This is a genomic window from Pseudomonas guariconensis (genome assembly GCF_900102675.1).
In the GTDB taxonomy this organism is placed as follows: Bacteria; Pseudomonadota; Gammaproteobacteria; order Pseudomonadales; family Pseudomonadaceae; genus Aquipseudomonas; species Aquipseudomonas guariconensis.
The window spans coordinates 38139-55249 of the sequence record NZ_FMYX01000009.1 but is presented as its reverse complement, the minus strand read 5'-3'; the positions used below and the strand labels follow the sequence as shown (position 1 = coordinate 55249).

The 17111-nt window shown below is 62.7% G+C and carries 17 protein-coding genes; 5 read left to right on the top strand and 12 right to left on the bottom strand.

The features are described 5' to 3' along the window. The 4 genes from gacA to BLS27_RS15825 form a co-directional block, all read right to left on the bottom strand. Positions 1-639, bottom strand: coding sequence for a response regulator transcription factor GacA (gene gacA / locus BLS27_RS15840; RefSeq protein ID WP_043209199.1), 639 nt, complete (start codon positions 637-639; stop codon positions 1-3). Positions 640-747: 108 nt separating this feature from the next. Then, a complete protein-coding gene (locus BLS27_RS15835) occupies positions 748-1137 on the bottom strand; it encodes a helix-turn-helix domain-containing protein (protein WP_043209197.1) in 390 nt (129 codons plus the stop codon). Between the two features lie 145 nt (positions 1138-1282). Next, the gene (locus BLS27_RS15830; RefSeq protein ID WP_043209194.1) at positions 1283-1723 is read right to left on the bottom strand and encodes a GNAT family N-acetyltransferase; all 441 of its coding nucleotides are present in this window, start codon (positions 1721-1723) and stop codon (positions 1283-1285) included. 22 nt (positions 1724-1745) lie between these two features. Beyond that, the gene (locus BLS27_RS15825) at positions 1746-2132 is read right to left on the bottom strand and encodes a DUF488 domain-containing protein (protein WP_043209192.1); all 387 of its coding nucleotides are present in this window, start codon (positions 2130-2132) and stop codon (positions 1746-1748) included. A 129-nt stretch (positions 2133-2261) separates the two neighbouring features. On the opposite strand from BLS27_RS15825, the gene BLS27_RS15820 reads away from it, so the two are divergent. Continuing rightward, positions 2262-3878 (top strand): inorganic phosphate transporter, encoded by a 1617-nt coding sequence (locus BLS27_RS15820; RefSeq protein WP_043209190.1) that lies wholly within the window; start codon positions 2262-2264, stop codon positions 3876-3878. A 39-nt stretch (positions 3879-3917) separates the two neighbouring features. Here BLS27_RS15820 and BLS27_RS15815 read toward each other — a convergent pair whose 3' ends face one another. From BLS27_RS15815 to BLS27_RS15795, 5 genes are all read right to left on the bottom strand, one after another. Then, entirely contained in the window at positions 3918-4613 is a 696-nt protein-coding gene (locus BLS27_RS15815) for a glutathione S-transferase N-terminal domain-containing protein (protein WP_043209187.1), read from the bottom strand. Positions 4614-4825: 212 nt separating this feature from the next. Next, positions 4826-5599 carry an OmpA family protein gene (locus tag BLS27_RS15810; RefSeq protein WP_043209186.1) on the bottom strand — a complete coding sequence of 258 codons (774 nt, stop codon included), beginning with the start codon at positions 5597-5599 and terminating at the stop codon, positions 4826-4828. A gap of 10 nt (positions 5600-5609) precedes the next feature. Continuing rightward, complete coding sequence (locus BLS27_RS15805) at positions 5610-6005, bottom strand: DUF4398 domain-containing protein (protein ID WP_070571846.1); 396 nt, start codon at positions 6003-6005, stop codon at positions 5610-5612. 311 nt (positions 6006-6316) lie between these two features. Then, entirely contained in the window at positions 6317-6814 is a 498-nt protein-coding gene (locus BLS27_RS15800) for a PaaI family thioesterase (RefSeq protein ID WP_090345571.1), read from the bottom strand. 102 nt (positions 6815-6916) lie between these two features. Next, positions 6917-8308 (bottom strand): amino acid permease, encoded by a 1392-nt coding sequence (locus tag BLS27_RS15795; protein WP_090345568.1) that lies wholly within the window; start codon positions 8306-8308, stop codon positions 6917-6919. 349 nt (positions 8309-8657) lie between these two features. Here BLS27_RS15795 and gcvA point away from each other — a divergent pair, with 349 nt between their 5' ends. Both gcvA and BLS27_RS15785 read left to right on the top strand, forming a co-directional pair. Continuing rightward, complete coding sequence (gcvA, locus tag BLS27_RS15790; protein ID WP_043209178.1) at positions 8658-9554, top strand: transcriptional regulator GcvA; 897 nt, start codon at positions 8658-8660, stop codon at positions 9552-9554. A 160-nt stretch (positions 9555-9714) separates the two neighbouring features. Next, entirely contained in the window at positions 9715-10965 is a 1251-nt protein-coding gene (locus BLS27_RS15785) for a 2-aminoadipate transaminase (RefSeq protein ID WP_090345566.1), read from the top strand. 4 nt (positions 10966-10969) lie between these two features. Here BLS27_RS15785 and BLS27_RS15780 read toward each other — a convergent pair whose 3' ends face one another. Beyond that, positions 10970-11269 carry a hypothetical protein gene (locus BLS27_RS15780; RefSeq protein WP_043209175.1) on the bottom strand — a complete coding sequence of 100 codons (300 nt, stop codon included), beginning with the start codon at positions 11267-11269 and terminating at the stop codon, positions 10970-10972. A 202-nt stretch (positions 11270-11471) separates the two neighbouring features. Here BLS27_RS15780 and BLS27_RS15775 point away from each other — a divergent pair, with 202 nt between their 5' ends. Next, on the top strand, positions 11472-11900 hold the full coding sequence (locus BLS27_RS15775; protein ID WP_090345563.1) for a hypothetical protein: 429 nt from the start codon (positions 11472-11474) through the stop codon (positions 11898-11900). A 22-nt stretch (positions 11901-11922) separates the two neighbouring features. On the opposite strand, the gene dsdA is transcribed toward BLS27_RS15775, so the two are convergent. Beyond that, entirely contained in the window at positions 11923-13284 is a 1362-nt protein-coding gene (dsdA, locus tag BLS27_RS15770) for a D-serine ammonia-lyase (RefSeq protein WP_090345560.1), read from the bottom strand. Between the two features lie 149 nt (positions 13285-13433). Between dsdA and fusA the strand changes: the two genes are divergently transcribed. Beyond that, positions 13434-15545 carry an elongation factor G gene (gene fusA, locus BLS27_RS15765; protein ID WP_090345557.1) on the top strand — a complete coding sequence of 704 codons (2112 nt, stop codon included), beginning with the start codon at positions 13434-13436 and terminating at the stop codon, positions 15543-15545. A gap of 75 nt (positions 15546-15620) precedes the next feature. Here fusA and BLS27_RS15760 read toward each other — a convergent pair whose 3' ends face one another. Continuing rightward, positions 15621-17063, bottom strand: a complete 1443-nt coding sequence (locus BLS27_RS15760) for a SulP family inorganic anion transporter (protein ID WP_043209167.1) — start codon at positions 17061-17063, stop codon at positions 15621-15623. Positions 17064-17111 lie beyond the last annotated feature (48 nt).

Sequence of the window (17111 nt, the reverse complement as noted above, 5' to 3'; positions counted from 1 at the left end):
TTACAGACTTGCGTCAACCATACCGTGGCGAACGGCCAGCAAGGTCAGTTCGACGTCGCTGGTGACCGAGAGTTTTTCGAAGATCCGATAACGGTAAGTATTGACGGTCTTGGGCGACAGGCACAACTTGTCGGAGATGATCTGCACTTTCTGGCAGCCCACGATCATCAACGCGATCTGGATCTCCCGCTCCGACAGGGCATCGAATGGCGAGCCCTGGGGCTGGAACGACTTGAGCGCCAGCTGCTGGGCGATCTGCGGGCTGATGTAGCGCTGGCCGGCAAAGGCCAGGCGGATAGCCTGGACCATTTCGTCCAGCCCTGCCCCCTTGGTCAGGTAACCGGCCGCCCCGGCCTGCATCAGGCGCGTGGGGAACGGGTCGTCCTCACACACGGTGACCGCGACCACTTTGATGTCCGGATGGCTGCGCAACAACTTGCGGGTCGCCTCCAAGCCGCCGATGCCTGGCATTTTCACATCCATCAGGACGACGTCCGGCTTAAGCTCCCGGGCCAGCTTCAGTGCCGACTCGCCGGAATCCGCCTCCCCCACCACCTGCAGGCCATCGATATCGGCCAACATGCGCGTGATGCCGGTACGCACCAGATCGTGATCATCGACCACCAAGACCCTAATCAAACAGACACCTCGTCAATGGGGCGATTGGATCCCGCCACCTTAACAAAATTTTTCACTGCTGACCTAGTGACCTGGTTGGCTATTTCGCCTCCTAGCGCGCAGCGGTCACTAGGTCAATGCATCGTCGAAAATCACAGACCGACCCGATGTGCGTACCTGGCCACCATCGCGCTCGCCCGCCTCTCCAGCCAGACGCTGCAACAGGTGGCGCAAGGCAACCTGATCAGCCTCAGGCAGTCGGCGGAAAAGCGCCAGCACGCGGTCTTCATCGACGGTCAGGCTGTCCAGTGGGGCTGGGGTATGCGCACCACTGAGCACATAGAGCGCATCAACGCCCCGCTTGGCCAGCGCGGCCAGATAATCGACCCGCGGCGTGCGCTCACCACTTTCATACTTGCCCTGGGCATTGGGCTCGACACCGCCGATGTCGCCGAACACCCGCTGGGTGAGGCCAAGGCGCTCACGCTCTTCCCGCAGCCGCGGACCAATTCCACTCATTCGACTCCCTTCCCTTGCTGTCCATGAATCCCACGGAAATGGTGACCTTCGAGCAAGTGGCCATCACCCCGGATGGCACTATGCCAAGTGGGATCCAATCCTGGCAAGCCATCATTGCGCCATTGGTCACGATCCGTCTCGACAGTCAGCTTTTCGGCGCGACCCCGCGTTGCATACGCACGAAACAGTCGTCCTCGCCCATCTCGACGAAACCATGTCGCCGATAGAGCTGACGCGCAGGATTGCTCTTGAACACCATCAATCTGAGCAAGGGCAGCCCCCGTTGCCCTGCCCACTGGGCCAGGGTCTCCAATACCCAAGCGCCGACACCACGCCCCCTGTGCTCCGGCAGCAGGTGCAACTCGCGGATGAACAGGGCCTGACGATCCTGGCTGAGGCTGCAAAAACCCAGCACTTGCCCCTCCTGCGTCACCAGCCACTGTTCGCGCCAACCCCAGGCTTCGTCGAAGGCTTCCTCGATCCACAGCAGGTCGAACTCCCGGTAGTAAGGCAGCATGGCGCGCCGGGTCAGATCGCGGGCGAAGGTGCGGTAGGCGTCGGTGGCGGGGGTCAGTTCGAACGGCATGTGGAGTGGTCTTCCAGTCAATCTACGGGGCATAGCACACCGGTGAACTACCCGGTCCACGGCGCTCCAGTTCATCCTCCAGCCACCCGGCCAGCACCACGGCGTTATTGTGCTTGGTGTCCTTGCCGGCATAGAGCAAGGTCAAGTTGCCCTTGGCCGCCAGATCCAGCAGGGGGTACCAATGCTCGGGATGGGCCGCGAGCTCCTGCTGGTAGCGCTGGGTGAAACCGGCGAAATCAACCTCGCCATGATGAAACGCCTTACGCAACTCATCGGAGGGTGCGACCTCTCGCAACCATCGGCCGTGAAGGTCGTCCTTGCGTTTGTTGCGTGGCCACAGGCGATCGACCAGCACCCGCTGACCGTCCTCGGCCTCCATTGGATCGTAGACACGTTTGCAACGGATCACGACGTTCTCCTACGCCAGGCTTTCCCATCAGCCTAGGGCCTTCATTGACCAAGGTCACGTGCAGACTCTGAATTGCCTTCTATGCTTTGCCCGCCTGGCATCTTTGCCCGACGCCACCCGGAGCCCTCCATGGCAACCTCGTCACTGGCCAACCAGACCGACCTGGCCCACTGCGACGTCCGCCCGCCGTTGTCGCACAGACCCGGCCGCGGCACCCTCACGCTGTTCATCGGCCTGCTGCTGGCCGCTGTGGCTTACACCGCCTGGAGCCTGAAACAGGATGTCAGCGCCAGCGGCACCGTCGTTACTACCTTCACTCCCTTCCTGCTGCTGGGCCTGGCGCTGCTGATCGCCCTGGGCTTCGAGTTCGTCAACGGCTTTCATGACACGGCCAATGCGGTCGCCACGGTGATCTACACCCATTCGTTGCCTGCGTCGGTGGCGGTGGTATGGTCTGGCCTGTGCAATTTCCTTGGGGTGCTGCTGTCCAGCGGTGCCGTGGCCTTCGCCATCATTGCGCTGCTGCCGGTGGAGTTGATTCTGCAGGTCGGCTCAACGGCCGGCTTTGCCATGGTGTTCGCCTTGCTGCTGGCGGCAATCATCTGGAACCTGGGCACCTGGTGGCTGGGTCTGCCAGCCTCGTCCTCACACACCTTGATCGGCTCCATCATCGGCGTCGGCGTGGCCAACGCCCTGATGCATGGCCGCGCAGGCACCAGCGGGGTGGACTGGGCCCAAGCCGGCAAGGTGGGCTATGCCCTGCTGTTTTCGCCGCTGATCGGCTTCGCCTGCGCCGCCTTGCTGTTGCTGGCAATGCGCCTGCTGATCAAGCGTCGCGAGCTATACCAGGCACCGCAAGGGCAGACACCTCCCCCCTGGTGGATCCGCAGCGTGTTGATCCTGACCTGCACCGGCGTGTCGTTCGCCCATGGGTCCAATGATGGCCAGAAAGGCATGGGGCTGATCATGCTGATTCTGGTGGGCACCTTGCCAATGGCCTACGCGCTGAACAAGACCATGCCCACCGAGCAGGCACAGCAGTTCTCTGTCATCGCCCAAAGCACCCGTCAAGCGCTGGTGCGCAGTGCGCCTCAAGCAGCACCGGGCGACCCCCGTCAGGCGCTGGTCGCCTTCATTGCCGAGCCCAAGGCGAGCCCCCAGCTGGTCCCCGCCTTGGCCGCACTCAGCGGGATGATCGGCGAACAGGTCAAAGGCTATGGCTCGCTCAACCGAGTGCCAGCCGAAGCCATGGCCAACATACGCAACGACATGTATCTGGCGAGCGAAACCATCCGCCTCATCGACAAGCAACAGTTGGCACGCTTCGACGCCGATACCCACCGCCAGATAACGGTGTTCAAACAGCAACTGGACGATGCCACCCGCTATATCCCGCTGTGGGTCAAGGTGGTGGTCGCCATTGCATTGGGCCTGGGCACGATGGTGGGCTGGCGACGCATCGTGGTCACGGTGGGGGAAAAGATCGGCAAGACCCACCTGAGCTATGCCCAGGGCGCCTCGGCAGAAGTGGTGGCCATGTGCACCATTGGCGCGGCGGACCTGTTCGGTCTACCGGTGTCGACCACCCACGTGCTCTCATCCGGTGTCGCGGGGACCATGGTGGCGAACGGCTCAGGCGTCCAGCGCCGGACGCTGTTCAATCTGTTGATGGCCTGGGTGTTGACCTTGCCGGCAGCAATGTTGCTGGCCGGATGCCTGTACTGGCTGCTGTGCCAGGTATTCTGAAGGTTCAGGGCCGCGTCGCGACCCTGAACACCTGCAGACTCAGCCCGGAATCTTCAGGCCCCGCTGCACGGCAGGCCGGGCCAGGAAGGCCTCCAGCACTCGCTGCACCTGCTTGAACTCATCGAACCGCACCAGCTCCCGTGCGTTGTAGCGCTCCACCAGGTTGCGCACCCAGGGGAAGATGGCGATGTCGGCGATGCTGTAGTCATCAACCATCCATTCGCGTCCGGACAGATGCCGGTCGAGCACGCCCAGCAGACGCCGGGATTCATTGACGTAGCGGTCCCGCGGGCGCTTGTCCTCGTACTCCTTGCCCGCGAAGAAATGGAAGAACCCAACCTGGCCGAACATCGGCCCGATCCCGCCCATCTGGAACATCAGCCATTGCAGGGTCTGGTAACGGGTGGCCGGGTCCTGGCTGAGCAATTGGCCGGTCTTCTCAGCCAGGTACTGCAGGATCGCGCCGGACTCGAACAGCGGCAATGGCTGACCGTTCGGCCCGTTGGGGTCGAGGATGGCAGGAATCTTGTTGTTGGCGCTCAAGGAGATGAACTCAGGGCTCATCTGGTCATCGTTGTCGAAACTGACCTTGTGCACTTCATAAGGCAGGCCGATCTCCTCCAGCATGATCGAGACCTTGACGCCGTTGGGCGTGGCCAAGGAATACAACTGCAGGCGCTCGGGATGACGCGCCGGCCATTTGCGGGTGATGGGAAAAGCGCTGAGATCGGTCATGGGCACTTCCTGAAAACGAGGAAATGACCACTGTAGGGGTAACCCGGTGGTTTGGCCATCGGTTGTTACTGGGGATTTCGCCGCCATGCGTGGGAGTGGGTTTAGCCGCGAATACGTTGGTGAATCCACTACCGCATTCGCGGGTGAACCCGCTCCCACAAAGACCGTGCAGTGTTTCCGATGGCGCGCCCGTGGATGCGCCATCCGTCACATCAGTAGCGCGTCGGAACGCGCTCTGCACCCTTGGAAATGATCACTTCCACACGACGATTGAGCTGCCGGGAATGCGCATCGGCATTGGAGGCAACCGGGTATTCCTTACCATAACCGCCAGTGGTGATGCGGCCAGGCTCCACGCCCTGACGGCGCAGCGCCATCGCCACGGAAGCGGCGCGCTGTTCGGACAGCTTCTGATTGAATGCATCGCTGCCAGTGGCATCGGTGAAGCCTTCTACCAGCACCTTGCGTTCAGGGTTGTCGTTGAGGAATGCGGCCAGCTTCTGGATATCGCGGTCGCTGCTCGGACGCAGTTGCGCTCGCCCGGTGTCGAACAGCACATCGCCGAACGTCACGACGGTGCCACGCTCGGTTTGCTGGGACTTGAGCGATTGCAACGCCTTGAGCTGGGCGGTACGCACCTGAAGGCGCGCCTCGGTACGCTGGGCCTCGATACGCTGAAGACCGGCCTCGGCCTGACGCAGCACGATGGTCTGCTCGGCCGTCTCGATCTTGCGGTTGGCCAGGTAGGCGAGCTGCTCGACCTGCATGTCCTTGCGGTCCTTGAGCGAGGCCAGCTCCGCCTTGCCAAGGGCACGGTAGGCTTCCTGGGTCTCCAGGGCGGCAAGGCGGCTGGCGTCAGGCTTGCTTTGCAGGACCGAATACGCCTCGCGGGCCTCCAGCAAGCTTGGGTTTTCTGGCGTCGCGCTACAACCGGCCAACGCCAGTGCGAGTACCGAGACACAAGGCAACAGATACGATTTCGACATGGTCAGCTCCTTATTCGGCGGTCACGGCAGGCAGTGTGTCGGGTGCTTCGAGCATTTCCCGCTTGAGCACTTCGATGCCTTCGCGGGCGGCACTGAGTTGTGCCTGTGCCTTGCTCGCCTGGGCCTTGCGCTCGGCGAAGCTGGCATCGGCCTCGGCTTGTTCGGCGAGGGTGCGGACTTGAGCCATGTCCTGCTGGCCCATGGCCCGCTCCATGGCATTGAGTTTGTCTTGGGCCGCACGCATTTCGACGGGCGCATACTGGGTCGCATCGGCAGCCACGGCACGATTGACCGCGTTACGGGTCAGCTCGATCTGTTCTGTCGGCACGACAACACTGGCGCAGCCGCCCAGGGCCAATAACAGGCCGCCCAGAGGCATGAGATTGCGGATGGATCTGGCACGCATGAAAACAACTCCTCGGTGCAAGGCGCATGGGCACGGAGCTCCCGCCGCGATCACGCACGCGTTTGCATCAGGGGGGTAGGAAAAGTCTCGGATGCTCAGCAGAACCTCGCCTGCGTCGCAAAGGCGAGAGTGGGAGCTTTATGTGGGATTAAACGAACATCCAAGACCGTCGGTTGCGAAAACCAGACCAGCCTATTCGTAACCCTGGACGAGCCGCATAGGACTCACCTGACAAGCCCGTAAGGTTTTTCAACGAATTGGGGCATTAACCACTCGGCAGACGGCTCAGGACCGTCTGCCGATAGCAGCACTCAAGACAAACCATGGGCCTTGAGCTTGAGCTTCTCGGTATCCACGCGCACGAATACCGAGTCAGCCGTCACGGTCAGTACATCGCCTGCCCAGACTTCGCAGATGACCCGGGTCTTGCGCCCGACTTCACCTTCTACACGTGCTTTGAGCACCAGCTCCACGCCCATCGGCGTGGGTTTGAGGTACGTCAGGCTGAGGGTGCCGGTGACACAATCGATTCGCGGCAGGCTCCCCGCTTCGCGTCCTTCGGCCCGGTAGTGATAGGCCATGGCCGTCCAGTTGGAATGGCAATCCACCAGCATGGCCAGGAAGCCACCATAGACCAGCCCCGGCCAGCCGATGAAGCTGCTGTCGGGCGAGTGGCGACAGATCAGGTGAATACCATCGTCATCCCAATGACTCTTGATGTGCAGTCCGCTGGGGTGCGAGCAGCCACAGCCGTAGCAGGTACCCTCAGGGGCCGCCAGCTCCTGCTGGGAAAGTACGTGTTCGTTCATACGCGTCCTGTGCTTGTTGGTATGCGGAGAAGACGCCACCGATGGTAGCGCTCCACCCTTCCCCCGCCAACGACGAGGCTGCGCTGGCAGCCTCGTTTTGCGCTACCGATCCGTTGCCGGGGCCAGCACCGAGATACCACGCCTGCGGGTCAGGGCAATCAGCAGGATGAAGCAGGTCACCCCCGCCGTCATCAGCGTCTCGTAGCGATAGGCATCGCTGAACAGCATGTAGCCAAGCACCATGACGATCAGCCCGATCACCAGCCAGGTCAGCCAAGGGAACAACCACATCTTCAGCGCAAGCTCCATGCCTTCGCGCTCGGCACGCGCCCGCATGCGCAACTGCGACACGGCAATCACCAAGTACACCAGCAAGGCGATGGCGCCGGTGGTCGACAACAGGAAGCCGAACACCTTGCCAGGCAACACATAGTTGACGAAGCAACCGGCGAAACCTGCCAGGGTCGACAGCACGACTGCCACGGTCGGCACGCCATTGCCGGAGATACGCTTGATCATCCGTGGCGCCTCGCCCCGTGCACCCAGCGAATAGAGCATGCGTGAGGCGGTATAGAGACCGGAATTCATGCAACTGGTGACCGCCACCAGCACCACCAGGTCAACCATCAACTTGGCACCCGGCACGTTCAGCACCTCGAGTACGCGCTGGAAGGACCCCACTGCTTTAAGGCCAGGGTCGTTCCAGGCCACCAGCGACACCACCAGGAAGATCGAGGCCAGGTAGAAGATGGCGATGCGATACACCACCAGGTTGGTAGCGCGGCGAATCTTGTCTTTCGGGTTGGCGGTCTCGTCGGCCGCAATGGTGACGATCTCGGCGCCGAAGAACGAGAAAATCGTAATCAACACGCCGCCGAGCACCGTGCCAAAGCCGTTGGGCATGAAGCCGCCGCTGGCCCACAGATGGCTGACACCGGAGACTTCCGCCAGCGGCCAGACGCCGAACACGGCCATGCTGCAGATGCCGATGAACGCAAGAATGGCGATCACCTTGACCAGCGCGAACCAGTACTCGAATTCACCGAAGTTCTTCACGCTGATCAGGTTGGTGGCCGACAGCACGACCATGATCAGGAACGCGAGCAACCAGGACGGCACGCCGGGGAAGTACGCATGGAGGATATCCGCGCCGGCAATCGCTTCGACCGGGATGATCAGCACCCAGAACCACCAGTACAGCCAACCGATGGTGAAACCCGCCCAGGGTCCGATGGCCTCGGCGGCATAGGTGGAGAATGAACCACTGTTGGGGTTGGCAATCGCCATTTCGCCCAACATGCGCATCACCAGCAAGACCAGCAGGCCAGTCATGGCGTAGGAAATCAGGATCGCCGGGCCCGCGGTGGCGATGGCGTTGGAAGAACCGATGAAAAGGCCGGCTCCGATGATGCCGGCGATGGAAATCATGGAGACCTGACGCGAGGTCAGGCCATGTTGCAGCGAGCGTTGTTTTTTTGGGTGTGGCGATGCCATGGGGAACCCTCGAATGGGTCGGCCGCCGCCAGCGGCGGCTGAAAAGGGAGCAGAAGGCAAAATCGTTGCTTTCGTGTTCTTGTTGTTTTCGGTCCGATCAGGCGCAGGCCCTTATCGATGCCGTGCAGTCGGACGCTGGCATTTGCCGATGGCAAATAACATTTCAGCCGCGCCGAGACGTTCGAACGCGTCGACAGTCATTGTTCTTCTCCTGTTTCAACAGCGGGTTGTCATCGTTGATACAGGTCAGTATTAATCTAATAAGACGAGGTCAACAAACGACCTTTTCGAAGCACATGATTCCGTTGCGGAATGAAATCCTTCCAAATTCACGGGGTACTCACCGCTCATGTCAAAACGACTGATGCCTTCTTCCACCGCCCTGCAGTGCTTCGAAGCGGCCGCTCGTCATCTGAGCTTCACGCGGGCGGCGCAGGAACTGCACCTGACCCAGAGCGCCGTGAGCAAGCAAGTGGCGCAACTGGAGGACATGCTGGCGCACCCGCTGTTCCAGCGCATCCGCAGGCGCCTGCAGCTGACACCGGCCGGCGCGCTGTACCTGACCGAAGTGAACAAGATCCTCACCCAAATCGACATCTCCAGCCGCTACATCCTGAGCTACGGCGATGAAACCGAGGTGCTGCGCATCGCCACCCAGCCGACGTTCGGAGCCCGCTGGCTGGTGCCCAGGCTCAAGGGTTTCGGCGATCGTCACCCACGTATCCACCTGGACATCCGCAACGAGCTGGAACCTTTCGACCTGGTCCAGTCCAAGGCGGACATCGCCTTTTTCTTCGGCCAGGGCACCTGGCCTGGCGCGACGTGCATCGAACTGTTCAGCGAGGCAGTGGTGCCGGTGTGTGCGCCATCGCTACGGGCCCAACACCGCTTCGACAGCGCCGAAGCATTGACCCAGCATCGCCTGTTGCAATGCGCTTCGCGGCCCGAGGCTTGGCATGAGTGGTTCCTGGGCCTTGGGTTGCATAGCGAAAACAGCTATCACGGCCCACGTTTCGACACGTTCTACCTATGCATCCGCGCCGCCATCGCAGGTTGCGGCATCGCCCTGATCCCGCGATACCTGGTCGCCGAAGAGCTGGCCGAAGGCAAGCTGGTGGTGGCCTGGGACCACCCGGTACCCAGCAATGGCAAGCACTTCATCGCCCATGCCGAGCATGCGGCGGAGGTACCGAAGGTGCGGGCGTTCGTGCAATGGATCCTGGAGCGGGTGGCACAGGGGGACTGAAGTTTGTCGTGGCCGCTGGTGACAGACCGCGCTGGCGCGCAGGAGGCTAGCCCTGGAAAAGCAAGAATTTTTGGAATGACCGCAATCGAATAATTCGTTTGCGAAACGACACTTCGCCGCGCTTGGATAATAAGAAAATCAAACCAAGGTTTGCGTGCACATGAATCAGGAAAGTATCAGTCAGTCCATTGCAATTGTTCATCCGATTACACTTTCCCATGGCCGCAATGCCGAAGTCTGGGACACCGACGGCACACGTTACATCGACTTTGTCGGCGGTATCGGCGTTCTGAACCTGGGCCATTGCAACCCAGCCGTGGTCCAGGCCATCCAGACCCAGGCCACACGCCTGACCCACTATGCGTTCAATGCCGCCCCCCATGGTCCTTACCTGGCGCTGATGGAGCGTTTGCAGCACTTCGTGCCGGTGAGCTACCCCCTGGCGGGGATGCTCACCAACAGCGGCGCCGAGGCTGCGGAGAACGCGCTGAAAGTGGCCCGTGGCGCCACCGGCAAGCGCGCCATCGTCGCCTTCGACGGTGGTTTCCATGGTCGCACCCTGGCCACCCTCAACCTCAACGGCAAGGTCGCGCCGTACAAGCAACGCGTGGGTGAATTGCCCGGGCCGGTGTACCACCTGCCCTACCCCAGCGCCGACACCGGCGTCACCTGTGAGCAGGCGCTCAAAGCCATGGACAGGCTGTTCAGCGTGGAACTGGCGGTGGAAGACGTCGCAGCGTTCATCTTCGAGCCCGTGCAAGGCGAAGGCGGCTTCCTGGCGCTGGACCCGACCTTTGCCCAGGCACTGCGCCGCTTCTGCGATGAGCACGGCATCCTGATCATCATCGACGAGATCCAGTCTGGCTTCGGCCGCACCGGTCAGCGCTTCGCCTTCCCTCGCCTGGGCATCGAGCCTGACCTGTTGCTGTTGGCCAAGAGCATCGCCGGTGGCATGCCACTGGGCGCGGTGGTCGGCCGCAAGACAGTCATGGACTCGCTGCCCAAGGGCGGCCTGGGTGGCACCTATTCGGGCAACCCGATCGCGTGCGCGGCAGCTTTGGCCAGCCTGGAGCAGATGACCGACGAGAATCTCGCGACCTGGGGAGAGCGCCAGGAGCAGGCCATCGTGGGCCGCTACCAGCGCTGGAAGGCCACCGGGCTGACGTCGGCGCTAGGTCGCCTGACCGGCGCCGGAGCGATGCGCGGGCTGGAGCTGGTCAACGCCGACGGCAGCCCCGCGCCAGCCCAACTGGCCAAGGTACTCGAGTCGGCCCGCGCCAAAGGCCTGCTGTTGATGCCAAGCGGCAAGGCGCGGCACATCATTCGCCTGCTGGCACCGCTGACGATCGAGCCGCAGGTCCTCGAAGAAGGCCTGGATATCCTCGAACAGTGCCTCGCCGCGCTGGGCTGACGCGTTAGAGGCCCAACTCTTCCGGGGTGAGCATGTCGGACTCGAAGGCGATCCAGCCGCCTTCGAGTTCGGCGTGGCCATTGACGATCGGGCCGTAGTAGGTCAGGCCGTTCTCCAGCGTCACGCAGATGTGCGTGGCAGACTTTTCCGGTGCGGCCAGGGTGCCGACGAAGTGCACCTTCTTCAGCGTTTCGGTGACCGCTTCCAGGCCCACGCGCATGTTGGGGTTTTCCATGGCTTCGGCATCACCCCCACGGTCTTCGGCGCTGACGGTCACGGTGGCGATGTAGGGGTACTTACTCAATCGGGTTGCCTCATAAGAAAGGGACGGCGCATCGGGCGCCAAGGGTGCGTAGGTTACGGCAGGCGATGCGCGCGCGCGAGTACCGCGCGCGCATTTGCCCGGGCAAACCGCTCGTTCACAGGCATCCGCCCGTCCCGAGACCGCAGCCCCGAAATCTGTTAGGGTGCCCGCCGATGCACGCCCCACCACACGAGGATCCCGAGTGAGCGCCGAAGAACCCCTGATCGCCGACCTGTTCGAAGTCGACAAACGCCTGAGTCTCAAGCCCGTCGTGGACTTCAACGCCTACCTGCGCAATGCCTTCGGCGAAGGCGCCTGCCGCTGCCACCGCTGCCTGGAACGGGGCGGCGACGAAAGTGACTACAGCCACCAGCACACCTTCGCACTCGAAGGCCGTACCATGCACCGGCGCTTCGCCAACACCGCGGGGAGCGATGTCCTGCTGGTGCTGAAGAAGGCCTGGCTGTCCTACACCAAGAACGATCTACCACTGACCGGCGCGCTGGACCTGGCCACCGTCAAGACGTTCACCGAAACCGCCCTGCACGAGCGTCTGCTGGCCCTGCTGCCAGCCAGCGGCCTGGCCCGCGAAACCGACGGCCAGTGGCACTTGCAAGCCCTGGCCGACTGACCCGGGCGCTTGGCCGCCGGGCTTAGCGCCCCTGGCGGCCATGCACGATGGCACGGCCTTTTTCCAGGTAAGCGTCCATCTCCTCACGCGGCACCATGCTGCCGCCCGTCGCCCAGACTAGGTGGGTGGCATTGGCCATGCGCCGCTCATCCAGGCCCAGACGCTGACGATAGCCTTGGTTTTCCTGCAACACCCGGCCCATGCCCGGCACGCCCGCCAGCGCCGAAGGCTCCAATGCCAGCCCTTCTAGCTTCTCCACCAGCGCCAGCAAGCGGAACAATTCGGCATCGCTGACGGTGTAGTAACCGTCGATCAGGCGCTGCATGGCACGCCCGACAAACCCTGAAGGCCTGCCGACCGCGAGCCCGTCGGCGGCGGTATGGTTGTCCAGACCAAAGTCATAGACCGACACCTGCTCATGCAAACCGGTGTACACCCCCAACAGCATGCACGGCGAGTGGCTGGGCTCGGCGAACAGGCAGTGCACCGCATCGCCGAACGCCTGCTTCAAGCCAAAGGCCACGCCCCCTGGACCACCGCCCACGCCACAGGGCAAATAGACGAACAGCGGATGCTCGGCATCGACGACGATGCCCGCCGCCTGCAACTGCCCGCGCAAGCGTTCGGCCGCCACGGCATAGCCCAGGAACAGGTCGGTGGAATTTTCGTCATCGACGAAGTGACATTGGGGATCGGCATCGGCTTCGCGCCGCCCCTGCTCGACCGCGACGCCGTAATCGGCGTCGTATTCGCGCACCTCGACACCACAGGCCCGCAAGCGATCCTTCTTCCATTGACGGGCATCGGCGGACATGTGGACCGTCGTGCGCAACCCCAGGCGCGCCCCCATGACGCCGATGGACAACCCCAGGTTGCCGGTCGAGCCGACGGCGATGCTGTACTGGCTGAAGAAGACCCGTGCCGCCTCGCTGTCGAGCGTTGCGTAATCATCTCCAGGCTTGAGCAGGCCGCCGACCAAGGCCAGACCCTCGGCGTGCTTGAGCACTTCATAGATACCGCCACGGGCCTTGATCGAGCCTGAGATTGGCAGCAGGTTGTCTGCCTTGAGCCACAGCGTGCCGAGCGGCGCGATGTCGAGCTCATCGCACAAGGCAGCCTGCAGGCCGGGCAAAGGCAACAGTGGCGATTCGATCAACCCACCGGCGGCTTGGGTCTGCGGGAAGGCCGAGGCGATGAACGGTGCAAAACGCGTCAACCGTGCGCTGGCCTCGGCGATATCGCCTGCCCCCAGCGGTACATCGCCCAACGCCTGGGCACTCGGTGCGACGCCAGGATTGAACCAAGTGACCGGGGCGTGGCGCACCAGGTCGGCGATCAACGGGTGCTGCTGGCACCAGGTCTGCAGCGGAACTTCGAGGGCCATGGGCGACTCCAGGCAGATCATTAGGCAGGGCCTGGATTAGGCGGCACATCAGCCCCCCTTGGCAACCGTCGGATACTTGGCCTGGGCCCCATCAGCAGCGCCATCGTCTGCTACCTTGGGAGAACCCGCTCACCCACAGGTGAATGACCATGGCCCGCACGACTCCCATCGAGCTGTACCGCAACATCGGCATCGTCGCCCACGTCGACGCCGGCAAGACCACCACCACCGAACGCATCCTGTTCTACACCGGGGTCAACCATAAAATGGGCGAAGTTCATGACGGCGCCGCCACCATGGACTGGATGGCCCAGGAGCAGGAGCGCGGCATCACCATCACCTCGGCGGCGACCACGGCGTTCTGGCAAGGCTCGACCAAGCAGTTTGCCGACAAGTACCGGTTCAACATCATCGACACCCCCGGCCACGTCGATTTCACCATCGAGGTGGAGCGCTCGCTGCGCGTGCTCGACGGCGCGGTGGTGGTGTTCAGCGGCGCCGACGGCGTCGAGCCGCAGTCCGAGACAGTCTGGCGCCAGGCCAACAAGTACCATGTGCCGCGCCTGGCCTACATCAACAAGATGGACCGCCAGGGCGCGGATTTCCTGCGGGTGGTCAAGCAGATCCACCAGCGCCTGGGCCACCACCCGGTACCGATCCAGCTGGCCATCGGCAGCGAGGAGCACTTCGCCGGGCAGATCGACCTGGTGAAGATGAAAGCCATCTACTGGAACGACGCCGACCAGGGCACCAGCTATCGCGAAGAGGAGATTCCCGCTGAGCTGCGCGCGCTGGCCGATGAATGGCGCGCGCACATGGTCGAAGCCGCCGCCGAAGCCAATGACGAGCTGACGATGAAGTTTCTCGAGGGTGAAGCGCTGAGCGTTGACGAGATCAAGGCCGGGCTGCGCCAACGCACCTTGGCCAACGAGATCGTGCCGACCATCCTCGGCTCGTCCTTCAAGAACAAAGGCGTGCCTCTGATGCTCGATGCCGTGATCGACTACCTGCCCGCCCCCAGCGAGATTCCCTCGATCAAGGGCGTCGACCCAGATGACGAGGAAAAGCACCTGGAGCGCCACGCCGACGACAACGAACCGTTCTCGGCCTTGGCCTTCAAGATCGCCACCGATCCGTTCGTGGGCACCTTGACGTTCGCGCGCGTCTACTCTGGCGTGCTCAGTTCCGGCGACGCCGTGCTCAACTCGGTCAAGGGCAAGAAGGAACGGGTCGGACGCATGGTGCAGATGCACGCCAACCAGCGCGCCGAGATCAAGAATGTCTGCGCCGGCGACATCGCCGCACTGATCGGCATGAAGGATGTCACCACCGGCGACACCCTGTGCGACATGAACAAGCCGATCATCCTCGAGCGCATGGATTTCCCCGACCCGGTGATTTCCGTGGCCGTTGAGCCCAAGACCAAAGCCGACCAGGAAAAAATGGGCATTGCCTTGGGCAAGCTGGCCCAGGAGGACCCCTCGTTCCGGGTCAAGACCGACGAGGAGACCGGCCAGACGATCATCTCAGGCATGGGTGAGCTGCACCTGGACATCATCGTCGATCGCATGCGCCGCGAGTTCAACGTCGAGGCCAATATCGGCAAGCCGCAGGTGGCCTATCGCGAGAAGATCCGCAACACCTGCGAAATCGAGGGGCGCTTCATCCGCCAGTCCGGTGGACGCGGCCAGTATGGCCATTGCTGGATCCGTTTTGCACCGGGCGACGATGGCAAGGAAGGCCTTGAATTCATCAACGAGATCGTCGGCGGCGTGGTGCCACGCGAGTACATTCCCGCCATCCAGAAAGGCATCGAGGAGCAGATGCAAAATGGCGTGCTGGCCGGTTACCCGCTGATCAGCCTCAAGGCCGCGGTGTACGACGGCTCGTACCACGACGTGGACTCCAACGAGATGGCCTACAAGATTGCCGCGTCCATGGCCACCAAGCAACTGGCCCAGAAAGGCGGTGCCGTGCTGCTGGAGCCGGTGATGAAGGTCGAGGTGGTCACGCCCGAGGAATACCTGGGCGACATCATGGGCGATCTGAGCCGTCGGCGCGGCATGATCCAAGGCTCGGAGGACAGCCCCGCCGGCAAGGTGATCCGTGCCGAAGTGCCATTGGGCGAGATGTTTGGCTATTCCACCGACATGCGTTCGATGACCCAGGGCCGGGCCAGCTACTCGATGGAATTCACCAAGTATGCAGAGGCGCCGGCAAGCATCGCCGACAGCATCGTCAAGAAGAGCAAAGGGGAGTAATCCGCTGTAGCGGCAAGTGGCCAGACACCTTCGCGGGCTCACCCGCGAAGGGGCCGATGCGGGCAAAAGCCCTGCTCAATGCTGCTCCCCTGCCCGCTTGAGCAGCTTCTTGCAGCGCTCCGACAGGTGCACCACGCGCAGGTGCTTGCCAGCCTTGGCATAGCGTTCGCGCAGGGTCTTCAACGCCGCGATCGCCGAGTAGTCGACAAAGCTCAGGTGCTTACAGTCCAGGGTAACGCTGGCTGGATCCTGCGCCGGGTCGAACTGATCGAGAAACGGCGTGGTCGAGGCGAAGAACAGCGTGCCGTGCACTTGATAGACCTTGCCGCCCGCCTCGTCCAGATGGCTGTCGGCATAGAGTTCGCGGGCGTGCTGCCAGGCAAAGTTGATCGCGGCGATGACGATGCCGAACAGCACGGCAGTCGCAAGGTCAGTCAATACCGTCACCACCGTCACTGCGATGATTGCCAGCACGTCGCTGACCGGCACCTTGCGCAACACTCGAAGCGATGCCCAGGCGAAGGTCTGCTGGGCGACCACGAACATCACGCCAACCAACGCCGCCAGCGGGATACGCTCGATCAGCGGCGAGAGGAACAACACGAACAGCAGGATCATCCCGCCCGCCACCACGCCCGACAGCCGGCCGCGGCCATTGGAGCTGAGGTTGATCACGGTCTGGCCGATCATCGCGCAGCCACCCATGCCGCCACATAGCCCCGAGACCATGTTGGCCGCCCCGAGCGCCACGCATTCGCGATCGGGGTAGCCACGGCTTTCGGTGATCTCATCGGTGAGGTTCAAGGTCAACAGGGTTTCCAGCAGGCCGACCATTGCCATCAACACGGCGTAGGGCGCGATGATCTTCAACGTCTCAAGGTTCCACGGCACCTCTGGCAGGGCCAGTCGTGGCAGACCGCCGGCGATGTGCGCCATGTCGCCCAACGTGCGGGTCGGCAAACCAAGCAGATAGACCAGCAGACCGACACCAAGAATCGCGACCAGCGCCGGAGGCACGGCGCGGGTCAGGCGCGGCAGCACGTAGACCACCAGCATGGTCAGCGCCACCAGGCCGACCATCAGGTACAGCGGTGAGCCGCTGAGCCAGTGCTCGCCGTCCTTGAAGTGCTCCAACTGGGCCAGGGCAATGACGATCGCCAGGCCATTGACGAACCCGAGCATCACCGGATACGGCACCAGGCGCACCAGTTTGCCCAGGCGCAGTACGCCAAACAGGATCATCACACCCCCACCGAGTAGCACCGTAGCCAATAGATACTGGGCACCGTGCTGCACCACCAGGGCGACGATCACCACCGCCATGGAGCCTGCGGCACCGGAGATCATCCCGGGGCGCCCACCGAACAGCGCGGTCAGGGTACAGATGATGAAAGCACCGTACAGGCCCATGAGGGGGTTGAGGTGTGCCACCAGGGCGAAGGCAATACATTCAGGCACCAGGGCGAAAGACGTGGTCAGGCCAGCGAGCACGTCGGCGCGAAGTCGGGCGGGTTTCATGGGGTTCCTGTGTCGTGTCCGGATGCAGAAGCGACCGGGATGAAAAAT

Excerpts from the sequence above, each read along its gene's own strand:
- BLS27_RS15815 (WP_043209187.1), bottom strand. The coding sequence starts at position 4,613 with ATGACCGATCTCAGCGCTTTTCCCATCACCCGCAAATGGCCGGCGCGT.
- BLS27_RS15785 (WP_090345566.1), top strand. The coding sequence starts at position 9,715 with ATGAATCAGGAAAGTATCAGTCAGTCCATTGCAATTGTTCATCCGATT.
- dsdA (WP_090345560.1), bottom strand. The coding sequence starts at position 13,284 with ATGGCCCTCGAAGTTCCGCTGCAGACCTGGTGCCAGCAGCACCCGTTG.
- BLS27_RS15830 (WP_043209194.1), bottom strand. The coding sequence starts at position 1,723 with ATGCCGTTCGAACTGACCCCCGCCACCGACGCCTACCGCACCTTCGCC.
- BLS27_RS15760 (WP_043209167.1), bottom strand. The coding sequence starts at position 17,063 with ATGAAACCCGCCCGACTTCGCGCCGACGTGCTCGCTGGCCTGACCACG.
- BLS27_RS15835 (WP_043209197.1), bottom strand. The coding sequence starts at position 1,137 with ATGAGTGGAATTGGTCCGCGGCTGCGGGAAGAGCGTGAGCGCCTTGGC.
- gcvA (WP_043209178.1), top strand. The coding sequence starts at position 8,658 with ATGTCAAAACGACTGATGCCTTCTTCCACCGCCCTGCAGTGCTTCGAA.
- BLS27_RS15810 (WP_043209186.1), bottom strand. The coding sequence starts at position 5,599 with ATGTCGAAATCGTATCTGTTGCCTTGTGTCTCGGTACTCGCACTGGCG.
- BLS27_RS15800 (WP_090345571.1), bottom strand. The coding sequence starts at position 6,814 with ATGAACGAACACGTACTTTCCCAGCAGGAGCTGGCGGCCCCTGAGGGT.
- fusA (WP_090345557.1), top strand. The coding sequence starts at position 13,434 with ATGGCCCGCACGACTCCCATCGAGCTGTACCGCAACATCGGCATCGTC.
- BLS27_RS15795 (WP_090345568.1), bottom strand. The coding sequence starts at position 8,308 with ATGGCATCGCCACACCCAAAAAAACAACGCTCGCTGCAACATGGCCTG.
- BLS27_RS15820 (WP_043209190.1), top strand. The coding sequence starts at position 2,262 with ATGGCAACCTCGTCACTGGCCAACCAGACCGACCTGGCCCACTGCGAC.
- BLS27_RS15805 (WP_070571846.1), bottom strand. The coding sequence starts at position 6,005 with ATGCGTGCCAGATCCATCCGCAATCTCATGCCTCTGGGCGGCCTGTTA.